Raw genomic sequence first — 17,910 nt, 5'->3', positions numbered from 1 at the left:
TTTTTGTATGAGACAGCGCCGGATCAGAGTGTCAGCCCGCCGGTTACTTCAATGGCGGCGCCATTGATGTAGCTGGCCTCGTCGGACGCCAGGAAGGCGTAGACATTGGCGATCTCGGTCGGGTCGGCCATGCGTCGCATCGGCACCTTGTCTTCCATCGCCTGGATCACCTTTTCCGGCATCGACTGCAGGATGGGAGTGGCGACGAAGCCCGGGCACACCGCATTGGCGCGGATGCCCTTCTTGCCCAGTTCCTTGGCCCAGGTCTTGACGAAACCGATCACGCCGAACTTGGATGCGGCGTAGTTGGTCTGGCCGAAGTTGCCGTAGACGCCCACCACCGAGGACGCGTTCAGGATCACGCCGCCGCCCTGCTCCACCATGGTGTCGATCACCGCGCGGGCACAGTTGTAGACGCCTTTCAGATTGATGTCGATCACCTTGTCGAACTGGTCCTCGGTCATCTTCATCAGCTGCGCATCCATGACGATGCCGGCATTGTTGACCAGCACGTCGATGCGGCCGCGGCGGTTTTTCAGGTCGGCCACCATTTCGGCGATCTGGCCCTTGTTGGTCACGTCCACCTTGTAGCCGATGGCCTCGCCGCCGGCTTGCTGCAGTTCATCGACCACCGCGTTGACGGCATCCAGATTGAGGTCGCAAACGGCGACGACCGCGCCTTCCTTCACGAATTTCTCGGCGGTCGCCTTGCCGATGCCGCTGGCGGCGCCGGTGATGATGGAGACTTTACCTTTCAAGCGCATGGATTTTCCTTACTGACTTTGTAGATAACAGGCAATCCGCCCAGAGGCCGGACCCAACAACTCCACCATCGACCATCTACGGCCAAACACCTGTTTTTATTGAATATTTTTCTTATTGAAAAATAAAAGCGGGAGTTTGTGCGCCGCAGCCATTGCAGCGCACAAGACGCACTGCAATATAGCGCACTCACTCCCGCCGGTAAAGCAACTGCTCTACAGGTCAGTTACCACTTGTAACTACCCTGGCGCGTAGGCTTATTCCAGGCCCTTGCTGGCCAGATAGTCTTCGTAGTTGCCGGTGTAGTAGTCGTAACCGCCCTTGCCGTCCAGTTCCAGCACATGGGTCGCCAGCGAGCTGACGAACTGCCGGTCATGGGAGACGAAGATCAAGGTGCCCTTGTACTTTTCCAAGGCCATGTTCAGGGATTCGATCGACTCCATGTCCATATGGTTGGTCGGCTCGTCCATGATCATCACATTCGGCTTTTGCAGGATCAGCTTGCCGTACAGCATGCGGCCCTTCTCGCCGCCGGACAGCACCCGCACCGGCTTGCCCACCTCGTCGCCGCCAAACAGCAGACGGCCCAGCGTGCCGCGGATCACCTGTTCGTCGTCGCCTTCCTGACCCCATTCGCGCATCCATTCGGTCAGCGTCATATCGCTGTCGAAATCCGCTTCGTGGTCCTGGGCGAAATAGCCGACTTGAGCTTTCTCCGCCCACTTGATCGAACCGCGGTCAGCGCTCAGACCTTCGGCGAACGGCGCGCTGAATGCGCCGGCCAGCAGCTTGACCAGCGAGGTCTTGCCCGCGCCGTTGGGGCCGATGACGGCCAGGCGGGCGCCGGCTTCCAGAATCAGGCTCAGGTCCTTGAACAGCACCTTGCTGTCGTAAGCCTTGTTGAGGTGATCCACCTCCACCGCCTGACGGTGCAGCTTGAACTTGTCGTCCATTTCAAAGCGGATGAACGGGTTCTGACGGCTGGACGGCTTCACTTCCACCATTTCGGACTTCAGCTTGTCCACCTGCTTCAGTCGGCTGGTCGCCTGGCGCGCCTTGGACTTGTTGGCGGAGAAGCGGGCCACGAACTCCTGCAGTTCCTGGATGCGCTCCTTGGCCTTGCTGTTGGACGACAGCTGACGCTCCCTTGCCTGAGCCGACGCGATCATGTAGTCGTCGTAGTTGCCCGGGTAGATGCGGATGGTGTTGTAGTCCAAGTCCGCCATATGGGTGCACACCGAGTTCAGGAAGTGACGGTCGTGCGAAATGATGATCATGGTGGCGTTGCGCTCGTTGAGCACGTGTTCCAGCCAGCGGATGGTGTTGATGTCCAGGTTGTTGGTCGGTTCGTCCAGCAACAGGATGTCCGGATTGGAGAACAGCGCCTGCGCCAGCAGCACGCGCAGTTTCCAGCCCGGCGCCACTTCGCTCATCGGGCCGGCGTGCTGTTCCACCGGAATGCCCACGCCCATCAGCAGTTCGCCGGCGCGCGCTTCCGCGGTGTAGCCGTCGTACTCGGCGAACTTGGCTTCCAGTTCGGCCGCGTGCATATAGTCGTCTTCGCTGGCCTCCGGGTTGGCGTAGATGGCGTCGCGTTCGCTCATCGCAGCCCACATCTCGGTGTGGCCCATCATCACCACGTCGATGACGCGCTGATCTTCATAGGCGAACTGATCCTGACGCAGCTTACCCAGGCGCAGACCGTTCTCGATGGCCACCTCGCCGCTGGTCTGCTCCAGGTCGCCACCCAGAATCTTCATAAAAGTGGATTTGCCGGAACCGTTGGCGCCGATCAGGCCATAACGGTTGCCTTCGCCAAATTTGACGGAAACCTTTTCGAACAAAGGTTTGACGCCAAACTGCATGGTAATGTTGCTTGTGGTAATCACGCTTAGGGATCCTTCAGCCAGATAGCCGTAAGTATCGGAAAAACGTGGGATTCTAGCACAGTGCGGCCATTTTCCCGAGCCATCCGTCAAGGAATCGCCGAGCACCTTTTGCCAGCTTCTCGAATTCCGCTACAATCGTGAATCTTGTTTTCTATTCCCTGAGATAGGCTGAACTATGCTTACCGGTAGCTTGGTCGCCCTGGTCACCCCGATGTCGGAAGACGGCACGGTCGACTACGAGGCACTGCGACGACTCGTCGATTTCCATATTGACAATGGCACCGACGGCATTGTCGCGGTTGGCACCACCGGCGAATCCGCCACCCTGGGCGTGAGCGAGCACATCGCCGTGGTCAAGGCCGTAGTCGATTATGCGGCGGGCCGGGTCAAGGTCGTCGCCGGCGCCGGCGGCAACTCCACCGCCGAAGCGATCGAACTGAGCCAGCTCTCCCAGGAGGTCGGCGCCGACTACGTGCTGTCGGTCGTACCTTATTACAACAAGCCGACCCAGGAAGGCCTGTACCAGCATTTCAAGGCGATCGCCGACGCCAGCAAGCTGCCGGTCATCCTTTATAATGTGCCTGGCCGCACCGTGGCCGACATGAGCAATGACACCGCGCTGCGCCTGGCAGAACACCCGAACATCGTGGGCCTGAAAGACGCCACCGGCGACATCGGCCGCGCCTGCGATCTGTTCATGCGCGCGCCCGCGGGCTTCACCCTCTATTCCGGCGACGACGCCACCGGCATGGCTTTCATGCTCTGCGGCGGTCACGGCGTGATCTCGGTCACCGCCAATATCGCCCCCAAGCTGATGAGCGAGCTTTGCAAGGCCGCCACCAGCGGCAACGCCAAGCTGGCGCGCGAGATCAACGACAAACTACAAGGCCTGCACAAGCACCTGTTTATTGAACCCAACCCGATTCCGGCGAAGTGGGCGCTGATGCGGATGAAGCGGATCCCCGCCGGCATCCGCCTGCCGCTGACCCCGCTGTCCGCTGGCGCGCAAGCCGCAGTGGAAGCGGCCATGAAACAAGCTGAAGTCCTTTGAAACCATCCCCTGCTGAAATGATGGGAGACCGCATGAAACGAACCGCGCCCGCCGCGATTCTGCTGGCAACCGGCATCCTCGCCGGCTGCAGCTCGCAACAGCCGCTGACCAAGAAGCTGGACTACCAGTCCGACAAGCCCAAGACCGTCAACACCCTGGAAGTGCCGCCGGACCTGACCGCGCCGCAAGTCCAGAACAAGTACACCATCCCCGGCGCGGCCAGCGCCGCCGCCGCGGCGCAGGACACCAATGCCGGCACCCAGGCGCAACAACCAGCGGCCGGCAGTTCGGTCGCGCTGAACAAGCTGGACAATATCAAGATGGAGCGCGCCGGCACCCAGCGTTGGCTGGTGGTGTCGGGCAAGAGCCCGGAACAACTGTGGCCGGCGCTGAAAGCCTTCTGGCAGGACAACGGCTTCGTGATCAAGAGCGAAGACCCGGCCGTGGGCGTGATGGAAACCGACTGGGCGGAAAACCGCGCCAAGCTGCCTAACGACGGCCTGCGCAAGCTGCTGGAAACCGTCGGCCTCGGCAGCGTCTACTCCACCGGCGAGCGCGACAAGTTCCGCATCCGCCTGGAAAAGACCGCCAATGGCACCGAAGTCTACTTCTCCCACCGCGGCATGGAAGAAGTCTATGCCGACTCCACCAAGACCAACACCATCTGGCAGCCACGCGCCACCGACCCGGGCCTGGAGGCCGAGTTGCTGGGCCGCTTCATGATGAATCTGGGCATGGCGGAAGATAAAGCACGCGAACAAGTCAAACAGACGCTGAGCGCTCCGGCCAAGCCGCAAACCCCCATCGTCGACGGCCAGCTGGTGCTCAGCGACGAGTTCGACCGCGCTTGGCGCCGCGTCGGCCTGGCGCTGGATCGCGTCGGCCTGGTGGTCAGCGACCGCGATCGCTCCCAGGGTGTCTACTTCGTCAAGCCGGCCAAGAGCGAAACCGACAAGAACGAGTCCGGCGGCTTCTGGTCCAGCCTCGCCTTCTGGAAGAGCGACGACGGCAAGTCCGCCAAGCCCACCGAGCAGGAATACCGTGTGCAGATCAAGGAAAACGCGCCCGGCTCCACCACGGTGTCCATCCAGGACAAGCAAGGCAAGCCGCTGTCGGATGCGTTCAGCAAGGCCGCGCTGTCCAAACTGCAAACCGAGTTGCAATAAGCGCGGATTAGCGCGCGATAAAAAAGCCCGCTATTGCGGGCTTTTTTTGCGCCTTCAATTTACTTAAACGCCGACGGGAACAAGCAGCCCATCGTCAAGCAAAATGTAACGCTTTGTAGCAAACAGACAATAGTGTTGTTTTCATGTTGCAACACACTATTTTCTATTTGCTACAGACACAAAAAAACCGGCCATAGCCGGTTTTTTTGTCGCTGGCCAAGAATTACTTGGCAGCGGAAGCCTCAGCAGCCGGAGCGGAAGCAGCAGCCGGAGCGGAAGCTTCAGCAGCCGGAGCGGATGCCGGAGCAGCAGCCGGAGCGGATGCTTCAACAGCAGGAGCGGAAGCTTCAGCCGGAGCTTCAGCTTTCTTACCGCAAGCGGACAGGGCTACAGCCAGCAGGGCAGCAACGAGGAGCGACTGTTTCATTTTTTCATTACCTTTGAGGATAAGTTGAACAAGACGTCAGTTATCGCACGGTCTTCGAAATAAGCCGGGCGACTGAAAATCCATCAGTGCGCAAATTGTATCACGAATAAAAAGGCTGTATAGGGGGCAAAATTCCAAAAAAACACCTTTGCCCATAATCCTCTTCCGCAAAGCAGCATAGCCACAAAAACGGGCGTTTACCCCCGTCCTTGAGGCCAGAATTTGTCGATATCACTTGCGCATCCGAACAATTTCTGTGGCTATTTTGCTACATTCATCGCGAGATGCCAATAGCCTGCCAGGTATCCCTCGTATAAACATTCCCGCATGCCGACGCTAAGCGCGACTCCATCGATGCTTCTGGCATTGGCAAACCCGCGCCAGGCCGCCGCATCCGCTGCCACCGTGTCCAGTTTCTCGCCATTGCAATAGAAATCTTCGCCGCAGAACAGAATCTGGCTCTTGCGGTCCAGCACCAAACCCTGCTCCACCGCCGCCTGCTCGAATTCGTCTTCGTCCAGTTCGTCTTCGGGAGCATCGTAAAAAACATGCGCCTTGGGTTCGGTCAGGTAATGCCCAAGGAAATCACCCACCGTCGCGCGGTCCCAGCGCACCTGTTCCAGCAGGCGGCTGACCTGATCGATCATGTCATCGCCGATGCGGGCAGGATCCTGCTGCAGTCGCAGGCCAGGATCGGCGTACACGCCGTCCACGCAAAGCCGGTCCTGCAGATGCACCAGGAATTGCGTCGCCAGCTCTTGCGCCGGCGGCGCGCGGAAACCGATCGAATAGGTCATGCCTGGATCCAGCGCCACGCCGTGATGAGCGCACTTGGGCGGCAAGTAGAGCATGTCGCCGTGTTCCAGCACGAACTCCTGCTCGCAGCGGAAGTCCTTCAGCACCCGGATCGGCGCGTCTTCGATGAAATCATCGTCGTGCTGGGTGGAGATCTGCCAGCGCTTGCGACCGCCCACCTGCAGCAGGAACACATCGTAGGCATCGAAGTGCGGGCCGACGGTACCGCCCGGCGGCGCGTAGCTGATCATCAAATCATCCAGCCGCGCATAAGGAATGAAGTTGAAGCGCCACAGGATCTCGTCGATATGCGGCAAGTGCTGATTGACACCCTGCACCAGCAGGGTCCAATCCGTTTCCGGCAGACGGCGGAAACGCGCCGGACGGAACGGGCCACGCTCCAGGCTCCAGCGGTCGTTGCGGTATTCGATCAGGCGCGATTCGGCGTCTTCGCGGGTCGCCAATTGCGACAACACGGAAAAGTCCGCCAGCGGACCGACATCGGTCAGCGCGCCACGTATCAGCAGCGGCTTCTTGTGCCAGTACTCGGCAAGGAATTGTTCGGGCGACATGCCGCCCAGCAATGTTGTTGTGTTCATGGCAGTTTCACGGGCTGAAACGCCCGGCAATGGTTTACAATATGGGATGCGCGCGATAGCGGCGCAGCTGAAACGCTTTAGATGGCTGCCCCGCGCCGCCATCCGCTTTATTTACCTTCCTTCACGGATCCGCACTCATGCAAATCTCCAAAAACACCGTCGTTACCCTCCACTACGAGATGTTCGACGCTGACAACAACCTCCTCGACAAGACCGAAGAGCCGATCAGCTATCTGCACGGTGGCTACGACGGCATCTTCCCGCTGGTGGAAGAAGCGTTGGAAGGCAAGGCCGTTGGCGACTCCATCGATGTCAAGATGACGCCTGACGATGCTTTCGGCGACCCGGAAGAAGAACTGATCCGCGTGGAAGATCTGGACGTATTCCCGGCAGACGTCGAAGTCGGCATGATGTTCGAAGCCGATGATCCGGAAACCGGCGATGTGCTGCTGTTCCGCGTCACCGATATCGCCGACGGCAAGGCCGTGGTCGACGCCAACCACCCGCTGGCCGGCCAGAGCATTCGCTTCGCCGCCAAGGTGGTGGAAGTCCGCGCCGCCAGCGCCGACGAAGTCAGCCATGGCCACGCCCACGGCGAACACGGCCACCATCATTGATCAGGCCGCAGGCATAACCGGCATGGCGTCATTGTAATGCTTTTGCCGGCGCGCCGGCCCGATTTCGACAAAGGCGGCCCATGGCCGCCTTTGTCTTGATACCCCCCCGCGCTCGCCTCAGACCTGACGCAAACGCCGCCAGCGCCAGCACCCCGCCGCCAGCACCAGCGCACAAAGCGCCAACCTCAGCGCATATTCCTCATGACTGCCGGACTTGTACAACAGCCATAGCAACTGCCCGGCCAGCGGCGCCAACAGCGCCATCTGCACGCGCGCGCTCAACTCCTCCGGCCAGCCCCGTGGCCAGGCCCAAACGCAGGCGGCGTACATCGCGGCCCATCCCAGCAACGCGCCCACGGCCACATCCAATGGCCAATGCACGCCTATCGCCAAGCGCGACAGCATCACCAAGATCACCACCGTCGTCAGCACCACGCCCCGGCGCAGCATGCCGGAATAGTAAAGAAAGCTCGCCAGCGTCGCCGACGCCATCGCGTGGCCGGACGGGAAGGAACCATTGCCGGGCAGATCATCCAGCAATTGCACCGAGCCCGGCGGCAGCACCAGCGGCGGCCGCGGCTCGGCAAAGCCAGCCTTGAGCACGATGGCCAGAAACACGCCCATGCCACAGCCGGCCAGCAAGGCCGGCAGCTTGTCCGGCCGCCGCCAGCTCAAGGCCAGCAGCAGGGCCAGCACCGTGGGCCAATCGCCCAATACGCTCAACAGGCGCCAGAACGCGCCGGGCGCGACGCGGCCGGCCTCGTGCAAGATCAGGAACAACTCGCGATTGCAATCCGGCGATATCGCCAGCAGAAACGCCAGCGGCGATAACAACAACGCCGGCCACAGCCGGCGCAGACAGGACAACTTAAACCACATCAGTCAGCTTTCATCATTGCAAGGGTGATTCGATCCAGACCCGCCAGATCGACAATGGTTTCCACCTGCTGCAAGCCGGCGGCGGCGAACAGGCCACGTACCGCCGGCCCCTGGTCGTAGCCGTGTTCGACCATCAACCAGCCGCCCGGCAGCAAGTGCCTAGGCGCGCCGGCGGCGATCTCGCGCAGGCAGGCCAGCCCGTCGGCCTCGTCGGTCAGCGCCATTCGCGGCTCGAAGCGCACATCCCCCTGCCCCAGATGTTCGTCATCCGAGCGGATATAGGGCGGATTGGACACGATGAGATCGAAGACCGCGTCCGCGGGCAGCGCTTGGTACCAGCTGCCTTGATGAAACTCGACTTGCGCCCCCAGGCGTTCGGCGTTGCCGCGCGCGATGGTCAGCGCCTCCGGCGACAAATCCACTGCGCGGACTCGCCACTCCGGTGCTTCCAGCGCCAGCGTCGTCGCGATGGCGCCGCTGCCGGTGCCCAGGTCGACGACGCGGGCGGCACGGCCGCCAAACCGCTGCAGCGCCGCTTCGATCAAGTGCTCGGTTTCCGGACGCGGAATCAATACCTGCGGCCCCACGGTAAAGTCGCGACCGTAAAATTCGCGCCGGCCGATCAGATAGGCCACCGGCTCGCCGGCGGCGCGCCTGGCGGCCAGCACGCGAAAATTCGCCTCTTCTTCGGCGCTCAACGCCTGTTCGGGATAGGCCACGATGCGAGCGTGAGTCAGCGCCGGCGCCGCCTGCTGCAACAGCATGCGCGCTTCCAGACGGGGCAAGGGGTAGAGGCGCAGCGCCTCGGCTATCGTCAACATGGTCGTCACAACAGGAACAGGGTGGCCAGACCCAGGAAGATGAAGAAGCCGCCGGAATCAGTGCAGGCGGTGATCAGCACGCTGGAGCCCAGCGCCGGATCGCGACCGGAACGCTGCATCAGGCAGGGAATCAGCACGCCCATGGTGGCGGCCAGCATCAGGTTGAGCAACATCGCGCCCAACATCACCAGCCCCAGCGAGAAGCTGCCGTACAGCAGCCAGGCCACGCTGCCGATCACACTGCCCCACAACACGCCGTTGATCATGCTGACCCGCAACTCCTTGCGCCACAGCCGCCAGGCCTGGTTCAGCTGCATCTGTCCCATCGCCAGCGCGCGCACGATCATGGTGATGGTCTGATTGCCGGAGTTGCCGCCAATGCCGGCGACGATGGGCATCAGCGCCGCCAGCGCCACCAACTGGGAAATGGAATGCTCGAATACACCGATCACGCGCGAGGCGACGAAGGCAGTGCACAGATTAATCGCCAGCCAGGCCCAGCGGTTCTTCACCGAATCGATCACCGGCGCGAACAGGTCTTCTTCCTCTTTCAGACCGGCCAGGTTCAGCACTTCGCTGTCGGATTCCTCCCGGATCACATCCACCATCTCGTCCACGGTCAGCCGGCCGATCAGCTTGCCGGCCTCGTCCACCACCGGCGCGGTGATCAAGTCGTAACGCTCGAAGGCCAGCGCCGCGTCAGCGGCGTCTTCGTCCGGATTGAAGCTGACCAGTTCGGTGGCCATCACCTCGGACACCAGCGCGTCGGGATCGGACACCAGCAGCTTGCGGATGGACAACACGCCCATCAACAGCCCCTGCTCGTCGATGACGAAAATCTTGTCGGTGTGGGCCGGCAGTTCATCGAAGCGGCGCAGATAGCGCAGCACCACCTCGCAACTGACGTCGGCGCGGATCTTGACCAGGTCGAAATCCATCAGCGCGCCAACCTTGTCTTCATCGTAGGACAAGGCCGACTGCAGCTGGGCGCGCTCTTCCTCGTCCAGGCCGCCCATCACTTCGTACACCACCTGGCGCGGCATGTCCGGCGCCAACTCGGCCAGTTCGTCGGCGTCCAACTGCTCGGCGGCGTTGACCAGCTCGCCGTGCTCCATCACTTCGATCAGCGATTCCCTGACCGCGTCTGACACCTCCAGCAGGATGGCGCCGTCGCGCGCGCCGTCCACCTGGTCCCAGACCAGCAGGCGTTCTTCCAGCGGCAAGGCTTCCAGGATATGCGCGACATCGGCCGGATGCAGTTGCTCCAGCTTCAGGCGCAGCGCTTCCAGATTGTAATGCGGGGCCAACGGATCCGTCGGCGGTTCGCTCGCCTCCGGACGGGATACCAGATCTTCCAACTGCCGCTGGCGCTCGATCAGGCGCTGCACCAGGGCCAGGCTTTCTTGCAGACGATCGGCGGATTGTTGCTTGAAGGCAACCGTCATGCACGTCTCCTTCCGCCTCGATGGCGCGCGGCGCGGGCGGTCGGAGGCGGGCTTTATTCTCTAACGGTAAATCGGGATTGGATTACGGGGTAACTGGGTAAGTCCATGTGTAGCCGCCATGCCTAGCGCACGGCGCACTTGAAGAAAGTCGCGATTGTAACATGCGCCCGCCCGCGGCTCCAATTGCGCCCCAGGGATCAGGGCAGCTCCACGTAAGCCATGCGCCGCTGGATGATGCGGGTCTTGCGCGCCAGACCGGGCGCGCCACGATGGCTGTCGTAATAACGCGGATTGGGCACCATCGCGGCCAGTTTGGCCGCCTGCGCCGACGACAGCCGCGCCGCGCTCGAACGATAGTAATGGCGCGACGCCGCCTCGGCGCCAAACACGCCGTTGCCCCATTCGATCACGTTCAGGTAGATCTCGAAGATGCGCCGCTTGTCCAGCACCGTTTCCAGCATCACCGTGATCAAGGCTTCCTCCAGCTTGCGCCATGGCGTCTTGCTGCTGGACAGGAACAGATTCTTGGCCAACTGCTGGCTGATGGTGGAGCCGCCGGCGACGATCTTGCCCTTCTTCAGGTTCTTCTCGAACGCGGCCTCGATGCCGTCCCAGTCAAAACCTTCGTGGTCGACGAACTTGGCGTCCTCGGATGCGATCAGCGCGCGCTTGAGATTGGGCGAGATCTGCTCATAACTCACCCATTTGTGGCGCAGCTCGGCCTCGGGGTCATCCTGCTGCAGCTTGGCCAGCTGCTCGTTCATGAAAGAACTGGCCGCCGGATTGTGGCCGCGCCAATAGACGATATGGCCGAAGATCCACAGGTTATACAGCAGAAAGGCGGCCATCAGGGCCGCCAGCACTTTCAGGAAAAGACGCATCATCTGACTCGCAAAGCGAGCCCCCTCGCAGGGCAAGGGGGATTGGGATTCAAACCGCGGGAGGGGAAAGCGACGCCTTGTGTCTATGGGTCCGGACCCGCCGGACCCGGCGAGCGTCAGGCCAGCACTTCCCGCAGCATATTGGTCACTTTGCGAGTGGCCGGCTCCACGCCGCGCCAGATGGCGAAGGATTCCGCCGCCTGCTCCACCAGCATGCCCAGGCCATCGGCCAGCATGCCGGCGTTTTCCGCCTGCGCGCGCTGCAGGAAAGGGGTCAGGCCCTTGCTGTACACCATGTCGTAAGCCAGGGTGCGAGCCGTGAACAGGCCGTAGGGAATCGGCGGCAGTTCATTGCTGAGGCTGGTCGATGTCGCATTGATCACGATGTCGAAGCTGCGTCCCTTCAACTGCTCGTAGCCTATGGCCTCCACCTTGCCCCAGGGCGCGAAGTGATGCGCCAGCGCCTCGGCCTTGATCAGGGTGCGGTTGGCGATGGTCAAGGCGGCCGGCTTTTGCGCCAGGATGGGTTCCAGCACGCCGCGCACCGCGCCGCCCGCGCCCAGGATCAGCACCTTGGCGCCGGCGATCGGGTAGTCCAGATTATCAACGATGTCGCGCACCAGGCCGACGCCGTCGGTATTGTCGCCATAGGCCTTGCCGTCGCGGAAGCTCAAGGTGTTGACCGCTTCGGCGGCGCGCGCGCGCTCGGTCACTTCATTGGCGAAGCGGTAAGCGTCGCCCTTGAACGGCAGCGTGATGTTCAAACCCTTGCCGCCGGCGGCGACGAATTCGGACACCACCCCGTTGAATTGCCCCAGCTCGGCGAACAGCTTGTCGTAGCTGATGTCCTGCCCGGTCGCGCTGGCGAATTCGTTATGAATGAAGGGCGACTGGCTATGGGAAACGGGATTGCCGATAACGGCGTAACGGTCGGTCATGAGTCAGCTTTCCAAAATGTCGGCATGTTATGTATATAAAAGCGGCTAACAAAACCTCGCCGCCAGGCAAACACGCGGACTCCGGCTGGGTTTTGTTGGCGGCTCTCGCCGTCTTGCTCGCAAGCGAGCGGCGCCAGAACGACACTTTGCCGTGGAACACGGCAAACATCAACCACGTCGCGCCGCTTGCCGCCACCTCAGCCCTGCTGCCAGGGCAGGCCGCGCGCCTTCCAGCCGCCCAGCGCGCCGCGATGCCCCGCCGCGTCCTTATCGCCCTCGAAACCTTCCAGCACGTTGTAGGCCTCGGTATAACCGGCGGCGGCGGCCAGGCGCGCGGCTTCGTCCGAGCGCACGCCGGAGCGGCACATCAGCATCAGTATCCCATCCTTGGGCAGCATCTCCTGCAATTGCTCGATGAAACGCGGATTAGGCTGCATTCCGGGAAAGCTTCGCCACTCCAGCCGCTGGGCATAGGGCACCACGCCGACGAACTGCCATTCCGCCGCGCTGCGCACGTCCAGCAAGGTCGCCTCCGGCAGCGCCTGCTTCAACTGGTGCGCCTCCTGCGGCGTCAGCGCGCCGCGATAGGGCAAACCCTGTTCTTCGGCCCGGCGCTGCGCCTGCTGCAATATCTGCGTCATTTGATCCATGCAAGCTCTCCTCGCGGCCAAGACCGCCCTCAATACCTTTATATACACAGATTATCCATACCAGCGCACCGCTGCAACGCAAGATCAGCCCCATTTTGGTGCACGACTTCGGTACAGGCACCAAGCTGGTTCATTCAACTCTGCTAGCGCCCGTTTTTGGGCTATGACACAATGGAATCTCGGCGATTTTAAGCTGGCACGCTTAATGCTTAAGCGTTAGCCGTACACTAATTCGCACATGATGCATGTAGCCTTTCAGGAGAAAACCATGGCGGTTGCAGACGTAGTCAAGCTGATTACCGAAAACGATGTCAAATTCGTAGACCTGCGCTTTACCGATACCCGCGGCAAAGAACAACACGTGACCATCCCGGCCCACGTGCTGCTGGACGATCCGGAAGCATGGTTCGAGCACGGCCATGCTTTCGACGGCTCCTCGATCGCAGGCTGGAAAGGCATTCAGGCATCCGACATGCTGCTGATGGCCGACCCGGCCACCGCTCGCATCGACCCCTTCTACGACGAACCCACCGTCTTCCTGCACTGCGATGTGATCGACCCGGCCGACGGCAAGGGCTATGACCGCGACCCGCGCTCCATAGCCAAGCGCGCCGAAGCCTATCTGAAGGCATCCGGCCTGGGCGACACCGCCTACTTCGGCCCGGAGCCGGAATTCTTCGTCTTCGACAGCGTGACCTGGGGCACCGACATGTCCGGCTGCTTCGTCAAGATCAAGGCCGAGGAAGCCGCATGGGCGTCCGCCGAGGAATTCGAAGGCGGCAATATGGGCCACCGCCCGGGCGTCAAGGGCGGCTACTTCCCGGTGCCGCCGGTGGACTCCTCCCAGGACATCCGCTCCGCCATGGTGCTGCTGCTGGAAGAACTGGGCATTCCGGTGGAAGTGCATCACCATGAAGTGGCCACCGCCGGCCAGAACGAGATCGGCACCAAGTTCAGCACCCTGACCCAGCGCGCCGACTGGACCCAGATCCTGAAATACGTGGTGCACAACGTGGCGCACAGCTACGGCAAGACCGCCACCTTCATGCCCAAGCCCATCGTCGGCGACAACGGCTCCGGCATGCACGTGCACCAGTCGATCTGGAAGGACGGCAAGAACCTGTTCGCCGGCGACGGCTATGCCGGCCTGTCCGACACCGCGCTCTACTACATCGGCGGCATCATCAAGCACGCCAAGGCGCTGAACGCGATCACCAATCCGGGCACCAACTCCTACAAGCGCCTGGTGCCGCATTACGAAGCGCCGGTGAAGCTGGCCTACTCCGCCAAGAACCGCTCCGCCTCCATCCGCATTCCGCACGTGGCCAGCCCCAAGGGCCGCCGCATCGAAGCGCGCTTCCCGGATCCGCTGGCCAACCCCTATCTGTGCTTCTCCGCGCTGCTGATGGCCGGCCTGGACGGCATTCAGAACAAGATCCACCCGGGCGACGCCGCGGACAAGAACCTGTACGATTTGCCGCCGGAAGAGGACAAGTTGATCCCGACCGTGTGCGCCAGCCTGGACGAGGCGCTGGCCGCCCTGGACAAGGACCGCGAGTTCCTGACCCGCGGCGGCGTGTTCTCCAATGACTGGATCGACGCCTACATCGAGTTGAAGATGCAGGAAGTGAACCTGACCCGCATGACCACGCATCCGGTTGAATTCGCGATGTATTACTCGCTGTAAGCGACGCGGATCATCCCGGAAAACGAAACGGCAGCCCCATGGCTGCCGTTTTCATATATGACTTGGCCCGCCGATTTGCATATCATTAGCAATGCCGAAACCAAGAATCCGACTCCGCCGCTCATGAAAACGCTATCCCTCTGTCTATTGCTGCTGCTCAGCGCCTCGGCGCAGGCCACCGTTTACAAGTACGTGGACAAGGACGGCAACGTCACCTTCACCAATGTGCCCATCCGCGGCGCGCAACCAATACGACTCAACCCGCTCTCCTCCTATCCCAGCCAGCACAAGAACAGCGGCAACAGCAGCGGCGGCGGCGCGGCGCCGGCCAAACCGTCCAGCAGCTTCCCCAGCGTCGACCCCGGCACGCAGAAACAGCGCGACAGCGGCCGCCGCAAGATCCTGGAACAGGAACTGGCCAATGAGCAGAAAGCGCTGGCCGATGCGCAAAAGGCGCTGACCGATGGCAAGGCCACGCGCAACGGCGACGAAACCCGCAATTACCAGAAATACCTGGACCGGGTGCAGAAGCTGCAGGACGAAGTCACCGATCGCCAGAAGAACGTGGAAGCGCTGCGCCGCGAATTGGGGCAAAACTAGTTTGACGCACCATCTTGGTGCATACTGCCATTAAACGGGCCATTCCCCATCCCACGGGCATGGCCCGAATCTTGCTGCGCCAACGCATGCCCTTCGCGACCGAGCCCACAGGACACCCCACACCATGCCGCCGACCAGCTTTACCGGACTAGAACTGCTGGACACCCCCGTGCTGATCGCTGATGCCGACGGCGCGCTCCACTTCGTCAATCCCGCCTGCGAGAACCTGCTGGCGCTGGGCAGCCGCGAGCTGCGCCGCCACAGCCTGTTCGAACTGTTCCAGCCCTGCCCGGCGCTGCGCCAGGCGCTGGCCACCGCGCTGCGCCACAACGCCAGCTTCATCGAACACGATCTGGAACTGATCCCGCAGCACAGCGAGCAGGCGCTGCACATCGCGCTGTCCATCACCCCGGTGGACGCCGACGGCGGCTTGGCCTTGATCGAGCTGCGACCGCTGGATCAGCAGTTGAAGATCGCCAATGAAGAGCGCTTGCTGCTGCAGCACCAGGCCAATCGCGAGTTGATCCGCAATCTGGCGCACGAAATCAAGAACCCTCTGGGCGGCATCCGCGGCGCGGCGCAATTGCTGGAGCACGAGTTGCTGGACCGCCCCGAGCTGAAGGAATACACCGCGGTGATCAAGGAAGAGGCGCTGCGCCTGCAGTCGCTGGTGGATCGCCTGCTGGCGCCGCACCGCAGCCATGTGCGCGCCGAAATCAATATCCATGAAGTGCTGGAGCGCGTGCGCAGCATCGCGCTGGCCGAATTCCCGCACGGCTTGCAGATCCGCCGCGATTACGACACCAGCCTGCCGCTCTTGGTGGCGGACAAGGAACAACTGATCCAGGTGGTCCTCAACATCGTCAAGAACGCGACCCAGGCGATGAAGGGCAAGGGCGAGCTGGTGCTGCGCACCCGGGTCGCGCGCCAGGCGACGCTGGCGCGCAAGCGCCACACCTTGGCATTGAAATTGCAGATCGTCGACAACGGCCCCGGCATCCCCGACGAGATCAAGGACCATATTTTCTACCCGCTGGTCACCGGCCGCGCCGAAGGCACCGGCCTGGGGCTGACGCTGGCCCAGGCCTTCGTCCATCAGCATGGCGGCAATATCGAGTTCGAATCGCGGCCGGGACAGACCTGTTTCACGGTGATGCTGCCTTTCGCCACCGACTAAGCATTGAACGATAAAAACACCTTGCGGCGACCGGCCAAGGCCGGCGAGCCCCACCATGAGGATTCCGTGATGAAGCAAGCGGTATGGATTATTGACGACGACAAGGCGATACGCTGGGTGCTGGAAAAAGCGCTGGGCCGCGCCGGCATCGGCTTCGACAGCTTCGCCAGCGCCGACGACGCGCTGAACGCGCTCTACGACCGCACGCCGCAAGTGATCATCTCCGACATCCGCATGCCCGGCATAGACGGACTGAAGTTCCTGGCCAAGGTCAAGGGCGAGCATCCGGCGCTGCCGGTCATCATCATGACCGCGCACTCGGACCTGGACTCGGCGGTGGCGGCCTTCCAGGGCGGCGCCTTCGAATACCTGCCCAAACCCTTCGACGTCGACCAGGCAGTCTTGCTGATCGAGCGCGCGCTGGCGGAAAACAGCCCGGCCAGCGCCACGGACGACGCGACGGAAGCGATGCCCGCGCTATTGGGCCAGGCGCCGGCGATGCAAGACGTGTTCCGCGCCATCGGTCGGTTGTCGCAATCCAACGTCACCGTGCTGATCACCGGCGAATCCGGCACCGGCAAGGAAAGAGTCGCCGAAGCGCTGCACCGCCATTCCGTGCGCGCCGGCCGCCCCTTCATCGCGCTCAATACCGCCGCCATACCCAAGGACTTGCTGGAATCCGAGCTGTTTGGCCATGAAAAAGGCGCGTTCACCGGCGCGCTCGCCACCCGCCGCGGCCGCTTCGAAGAGGCCGAAGGCGGCACGCTGTTCCTGGACGAGATCGGCGACATGCCCACCGAACTGCAGACCCGGCTGCTGCGCGTGCTCTCCGACGGCCACTTCTACCGCGTCGGCGGCCACACCCCGATCAAGGCCAATGTCCGCGTCATCGCCGCCACCCATCAGAACCTGGAGCAGCGAGTGCGCGACGGCCAGTTCCGCGAAGACCTCTACCATCGTCTGAACGTGATCCGGCTGCGGCTGCCGCCGCTGCGGGAGCGACGCGAGGATATCCCGCTGCTGGCGCGCCACTTCCTGTCCAAGAGCGCGGTGCAACTGGGCGTGGAGACCAAGCGCCTCAGCGATGCCGCCATGGACGTGGTCAAGCACAGCCCGTTCTCCGGCAATGTGCGCGAACTGGAAAATCTGTGTCAGTGGATCAGCGTGATGGCTCCCGGCCAGACCGTGGAAGTGGCCGACCTGCCGCAGGAACTGCGCGAACCCGCCGCCGCCGGCGCGCACAGCGCCAGCGGCGATGCCCAGGCCGACTGGCCGCTGCTGCTGGCCGAGGAAGTCAGCCGCCGTCTGCGCGGCGGCGAAACCGGCATCATCGACGAATTGACCCGCCGCTTCGAAGCCAGCTGCATCCGCAGCGGCCTGGCGCACACCGGCGGCCGCAAGGTGGAAGCCGCCCATCTGCTGGGCTGGGGCCGCAACACCCTGACCCGCAAGATCCAGGAACTGGGTTTGGAAGCCCATGCTGACGAAGCGCATGACAAAGCCGAGCCGGGGCTCATAAAATGAAA

At 62.3% G+C, this 17,910-nt stretch carries 16 protein-coding genes; 7 read left to right on the top strand and 9 right to left on the bottom strand.

Annotated features, from left to right (window positions below; all coding sequences use genetic code 11):
• Positions 1-23: 23 nt before the first annotated feature.
• Together fabG and LQT98_RS15815 are read right to left on the bottom strand one after the other, a co-directional pair.
• Positions 24-764, bottom strand: a complete 741-nt coding sequence (gene fabG, locus LQT98_RS15820; protein ID WP_048409082.1) for a 3-oxoacyl-ACP reductase FabG — start codon at positions 762-764, stop codon at positions 24-26.
• A 255-nt stretch (positions 765-1,019) separates the two neighbouring features.
• Complete coding sequence (locus LQT98_RS15815) at positions 1,020-2,651, bottom strand: ABC-F family ATPase (RefSeq protein WP_231463428.1); 1,632 nt, start codon at positions 2,649-2,651, stop codon at positions 1,020-1,022.
• Between the two features lie 175 nt (positions 2,652-2,826).
• On the opposite strand from LQT98_RS15815, the gene dapA reads away from it, so the two are divergent.
• Both dapA and bamC read left to right on the top strand, forming a co-directional pair.
• Positions 2,827-3,702 (top strand): 4-hydroxy-tetrahydrodipicolinate synthase, encoded by an 876-nt coding sequence (gene dapA / locus LQT98_RS15810; RefSeq protein WP_231463426.1) that lies wholly within the window; start codon positions 2,827-2,829, stop codon positions 3,700-3,702.
• Between the two features lie 32 nt (positions 3,703-3,734).
• Positions 3,735-4,868, top strand: coding sequence for an outer membrane protein assembly factor BamC (gene bamC, locus LQT98_RS15805; protein WP_048409085.1), 1,134 nt, complete (start codon positions 3,735-3,737; stop codon positions 4,866-4,868).
• A gap of 687 nt (positions 4,869-5,555) precedes the next feature.
• Here bamC and LQT98_RS15800 read toward each other — a convergent pair.
• Positions 5,556-6,689: a ribosomal protein uL16 3-hydroxylase gene (locus LQT98_RS15800; protein ID WP_231463424.1), complete on the bottom strand. Its 1,134-nt coding sequence runs from the start codon at positions 6,687-6,689 to the stop codon at positions 5,556-5,558.
• Positions 6,690-6,826: 137 nt separating this feature from the next.
• Here LQT98_RS15800 and LQT98_RS15795 point away from each other — a divergent pair, with 137 nt between their 5' ends.
• The gene (locus tag LQT98_RS15795; protein ID WP_048409087.1) at positions 6,827-7,306 is read left to right on the top strand and encodes an FKBP-type peptidyl-prolyl cis-trans isomerase; all 480 of its coding nucleotides are present in this window, start codon (positions 6,827-6,829) and stop codon (positions 7,304-7,306) included.
• Between the two features lie 117 nt (positions 7,307-7,423).
• Here LQT98_RS15795 and LQT98_RS15790 read toward each other — a convergent pair whose 3' ends face one another.
• The 6 genes from LQT98_RS15790 to LQT98_RS15765 all read right to left on the bottom strand — a co-directional run bounded on the left by LQT98_RS15790 (position 7,424) and on the right by LQT98_RS15765 (position 12,920).
• Positions 7,424-8,185, bottom strand: a complete 762-nt coding sequence (locus tag LQT98_RS15790) for a phosphatase PAP2 family protein (RefSeq protein ID WP_231463422.1) — start codon at positions 8,183-8,185, stop codon at positions 7,424-7,426.
• Positions 8,185-9,003, bottom strand: coding sequence for a peptide chain release factor N(5)-glutamine methyltransferase (gene prmC / locus LQT98_RS15785; protein ID WP_378124636.1), 819 nt, complete (start codon positions 9,001-9,003; stop codon positions 8,185-8,187). The genes LQT98_RS15790 and prmC overlap by 1 nt, the downstream gene beginning before the upstream one ends.
• Positions 9,004-9,011: 8 nt before the next feature.
• Entirely contained in the window at positions 9,012-10,451 is a 1,440-nt protein-coding gene (gene mgtE / locus LQT98_RS15780) for a magnesium transporter (RefSeq protein ID WP_231463418.1), read from the bottom strand.
• A 197-nt stretch (positions 10,452-10,648) separates the two neighbouring features.
• A complete protein-coding gene (gene mtgA / locus LQT98_RS15775) occupies positions 10,649-11,332 on the bottom strand; it encodes a monofunctional biosynthetic peptidoglycan transglycosylase (protein WP_048409116.1) in 684 nt (227 codons plus the stop codon).
• 116 nt (positions 11,333-11,448) lie between these two features.
• Positions 11,449-12,270 (bottom strand): shikimate dehydrogenase, encoded by an 822-nt coding sequence (gene aroE, locus LQT98_RS15770; RefSeq protein ID WP_048409091.1) that lies wholly within the window; start codon positions 12,268-12,270, stop codon positions 11,449-11,451.
• 197 nt (positions 12,271-12,467) lie between these two features.
• Positions 12,468-12,920, bottom strand: coding sequence for a rhodanese-like domain-containing protein (locus LQT98_RS15765; RefSeq protein ID WP_048409092.1), 453 nt, complete (start codon positions 12,918-12,920; stop codon positions 12,468-12,470).
• Positions 12,921-13,188: 268 nt separating this feature from the next.
• Here LQT98_RS15765 and glnA point away from each other — a divergent pair, with 268 nt between their 5' ends.
• The 4 genes from glnA (at position 13,189) to ntrC (ending at position 17,908) form a co-directional block, all read left to right on the top strand.
• Complete coding sequence (glnA, locus tag LQT98_RS15760; RefSeq protein WP_048409093.1) at positions 13,189-14,607, top strand: glutamate--ammonia ligase; 1,419 nt, start codon at positions 13,189-13,191, stop codon at positions 14,605-14,607.
• Positions 14,608-14,730: 123 nt separating this feature from the next.
• Positions 14,731-15,207 carry a DUF4124 domain-containing protein gene (locus LQT98_RS15755; RefSeq protein WP_231463416.1) on the top strand — a complete coding sequence of 159 codons (477 nt, stop codon included), beginning with the start codon at positions 14,731-14,733 and terminating at the stop codon, positions 15,205-15,207.
• 124 nt (positions 15,208-15,331) lie between these two features.
• Positions 15,332-16,384: a nitrogen regulation protein NR(II) gene (gene glnL, locus LQT98_RS15750; RefSeq protein ID WP_231463414.1), complete on the top strand. Its 1,053-nt coding sequence runs from the start codon at positions 15,332-15,334 to the stop codon at positions 16,382-16,384.
• A gap of 69 nt (positions 16,385-16,453) precedes the next feature.
• On the top strand, positions 16,454-17,908 hold the full coding sequence (ntrC, locus tag LQT98_RS15745; RefSeq protein WP_231463484.1) for a nitrogen regulation protein NR(I): 1,455 nt from the start codon (positions 16,454-16,456) through the stop codon (positions 17,906-17,908).
• Positions 17,909-17,910 lie beyond the last annotated feature (2 nt).

Origin of the sequence: Chromobacterium aquaticum (assembly GCF_021129195.1) — a bacterium.
GTDB classification, from domain to species: domain Bacteria; phylum Pseudomonadota; class Gammaproteobacteria; order Burkholderiales; family Chromobacteriaceae; genus Chromobacterium; species Chromobacterium aquaticum.
Note: the sequence above shows the minus strand (reverse complement) of the source record. Positions and strands in the feature narration are given on the sequence as shown.

What these genes read in the sequence shown, in the direction of transcription:
- fabG (WP_048409082.1), bottom strand. Translation starts at nt 764, where the DNA reads ATGCGCTTGAAAGGTAAAGTCTCCATCATCACCGGCGCCGCCAGCGGC.
- dapA (WP_231463426.1), top strand. Translation starts at nt 2,827, where the DNA reads ATGCTTACCGGTAGCTTGGTCGCCCTGGTCACCCCGATGTCGGAAGAC.
- bamC (WP_048409085.1), top strand. Translation starts at nt 3,735, where the DNA reads ATGAAACGAACCGCGCCCGCCGCGATTCTGCTGGCAACCGGCATCCTC.
- LQT98_RS15800 (WP_231463424.1), bottom strand. Translation starts at nt 6,689, where the DNA reads ATGAACACAACAACATTGCTGGGCGGCATGTCGCCCGAACAATTCCTT.
- LQT98_RS15795 (WP_048409087.1), top strand. Translation starts at nt 6,827, where the DNA reads ATGCAAATCTCCAAAAACACCGTCGTTACCCTCCACTACGAGATGTTC.
- LQT98_RS15790 (WP_231463422.1), bottom strand. Translation starts at nt 8,185, where the DNA reads ATGTGGTTTAAGTTGTCCTGTCTGCGCCGGCTGTGGCCGGCGTTGTTG.
- mgtE (WP_231463418.1), bottom strand. Translation starts at nt 10,451, where the DNA reads ATGACGGTTGCCTTCAAGCAACAATCCGCCGATCGTCTGCAAGAAAGC.
- mtgA (WP_048409116.1), bottom strand. Translation starts at nt 11,332, where the DNA reads ATGCGTCTTTTCCTGAAAGTGCTGGCGGCCCTGATGGCCGCCTTTCTG.
- aroE (WP_048409091.1), bottom strand. Translation starts at nt 12,270, where the DNA reads ATGACCGACCGTTACGCCGTTATCGGCAATCCCGTTTCCCATAGCCAG.
- LQT98_RS15765 (WP_048409092.1), bottom strand. Translation starts at nt 12,920, where the DNA reads ATGGATCAAATGACGCAGATATTGCAGCAGGCGCAGCGCCGGGCCGAA.
- glnA (WP_048409093.1), top strand. Translation starts at nt 13,189, where the DNA reads ATGGCGGTTGCAGACGTAGTCAAGCTGATTACCGAAAACGATGTCAAA.
- LQT98_RS15755 (WP_231463416.1), top strand. Translation starts at nt 14,731, where the DNA reads ATGAAAACGCTATCCCTCTGTCTATTGCTGCTGCTCAGCGCCTCGGCG.
- glnL (WP_231463414.1), top strand. Translation starts at nt 15,332, where the DNA reads ATGCCGCCGACCAGCTTTACCGGACTAGAACTGCTGGACACCCCCGTG.
- ntrC (WP_231463484.1), top strand. Translation starts at nt 16,454, where the DNA reads ATGAAGCAAGCGGTATGGATTATTGACGACGACAAGGCGATACGCTGG.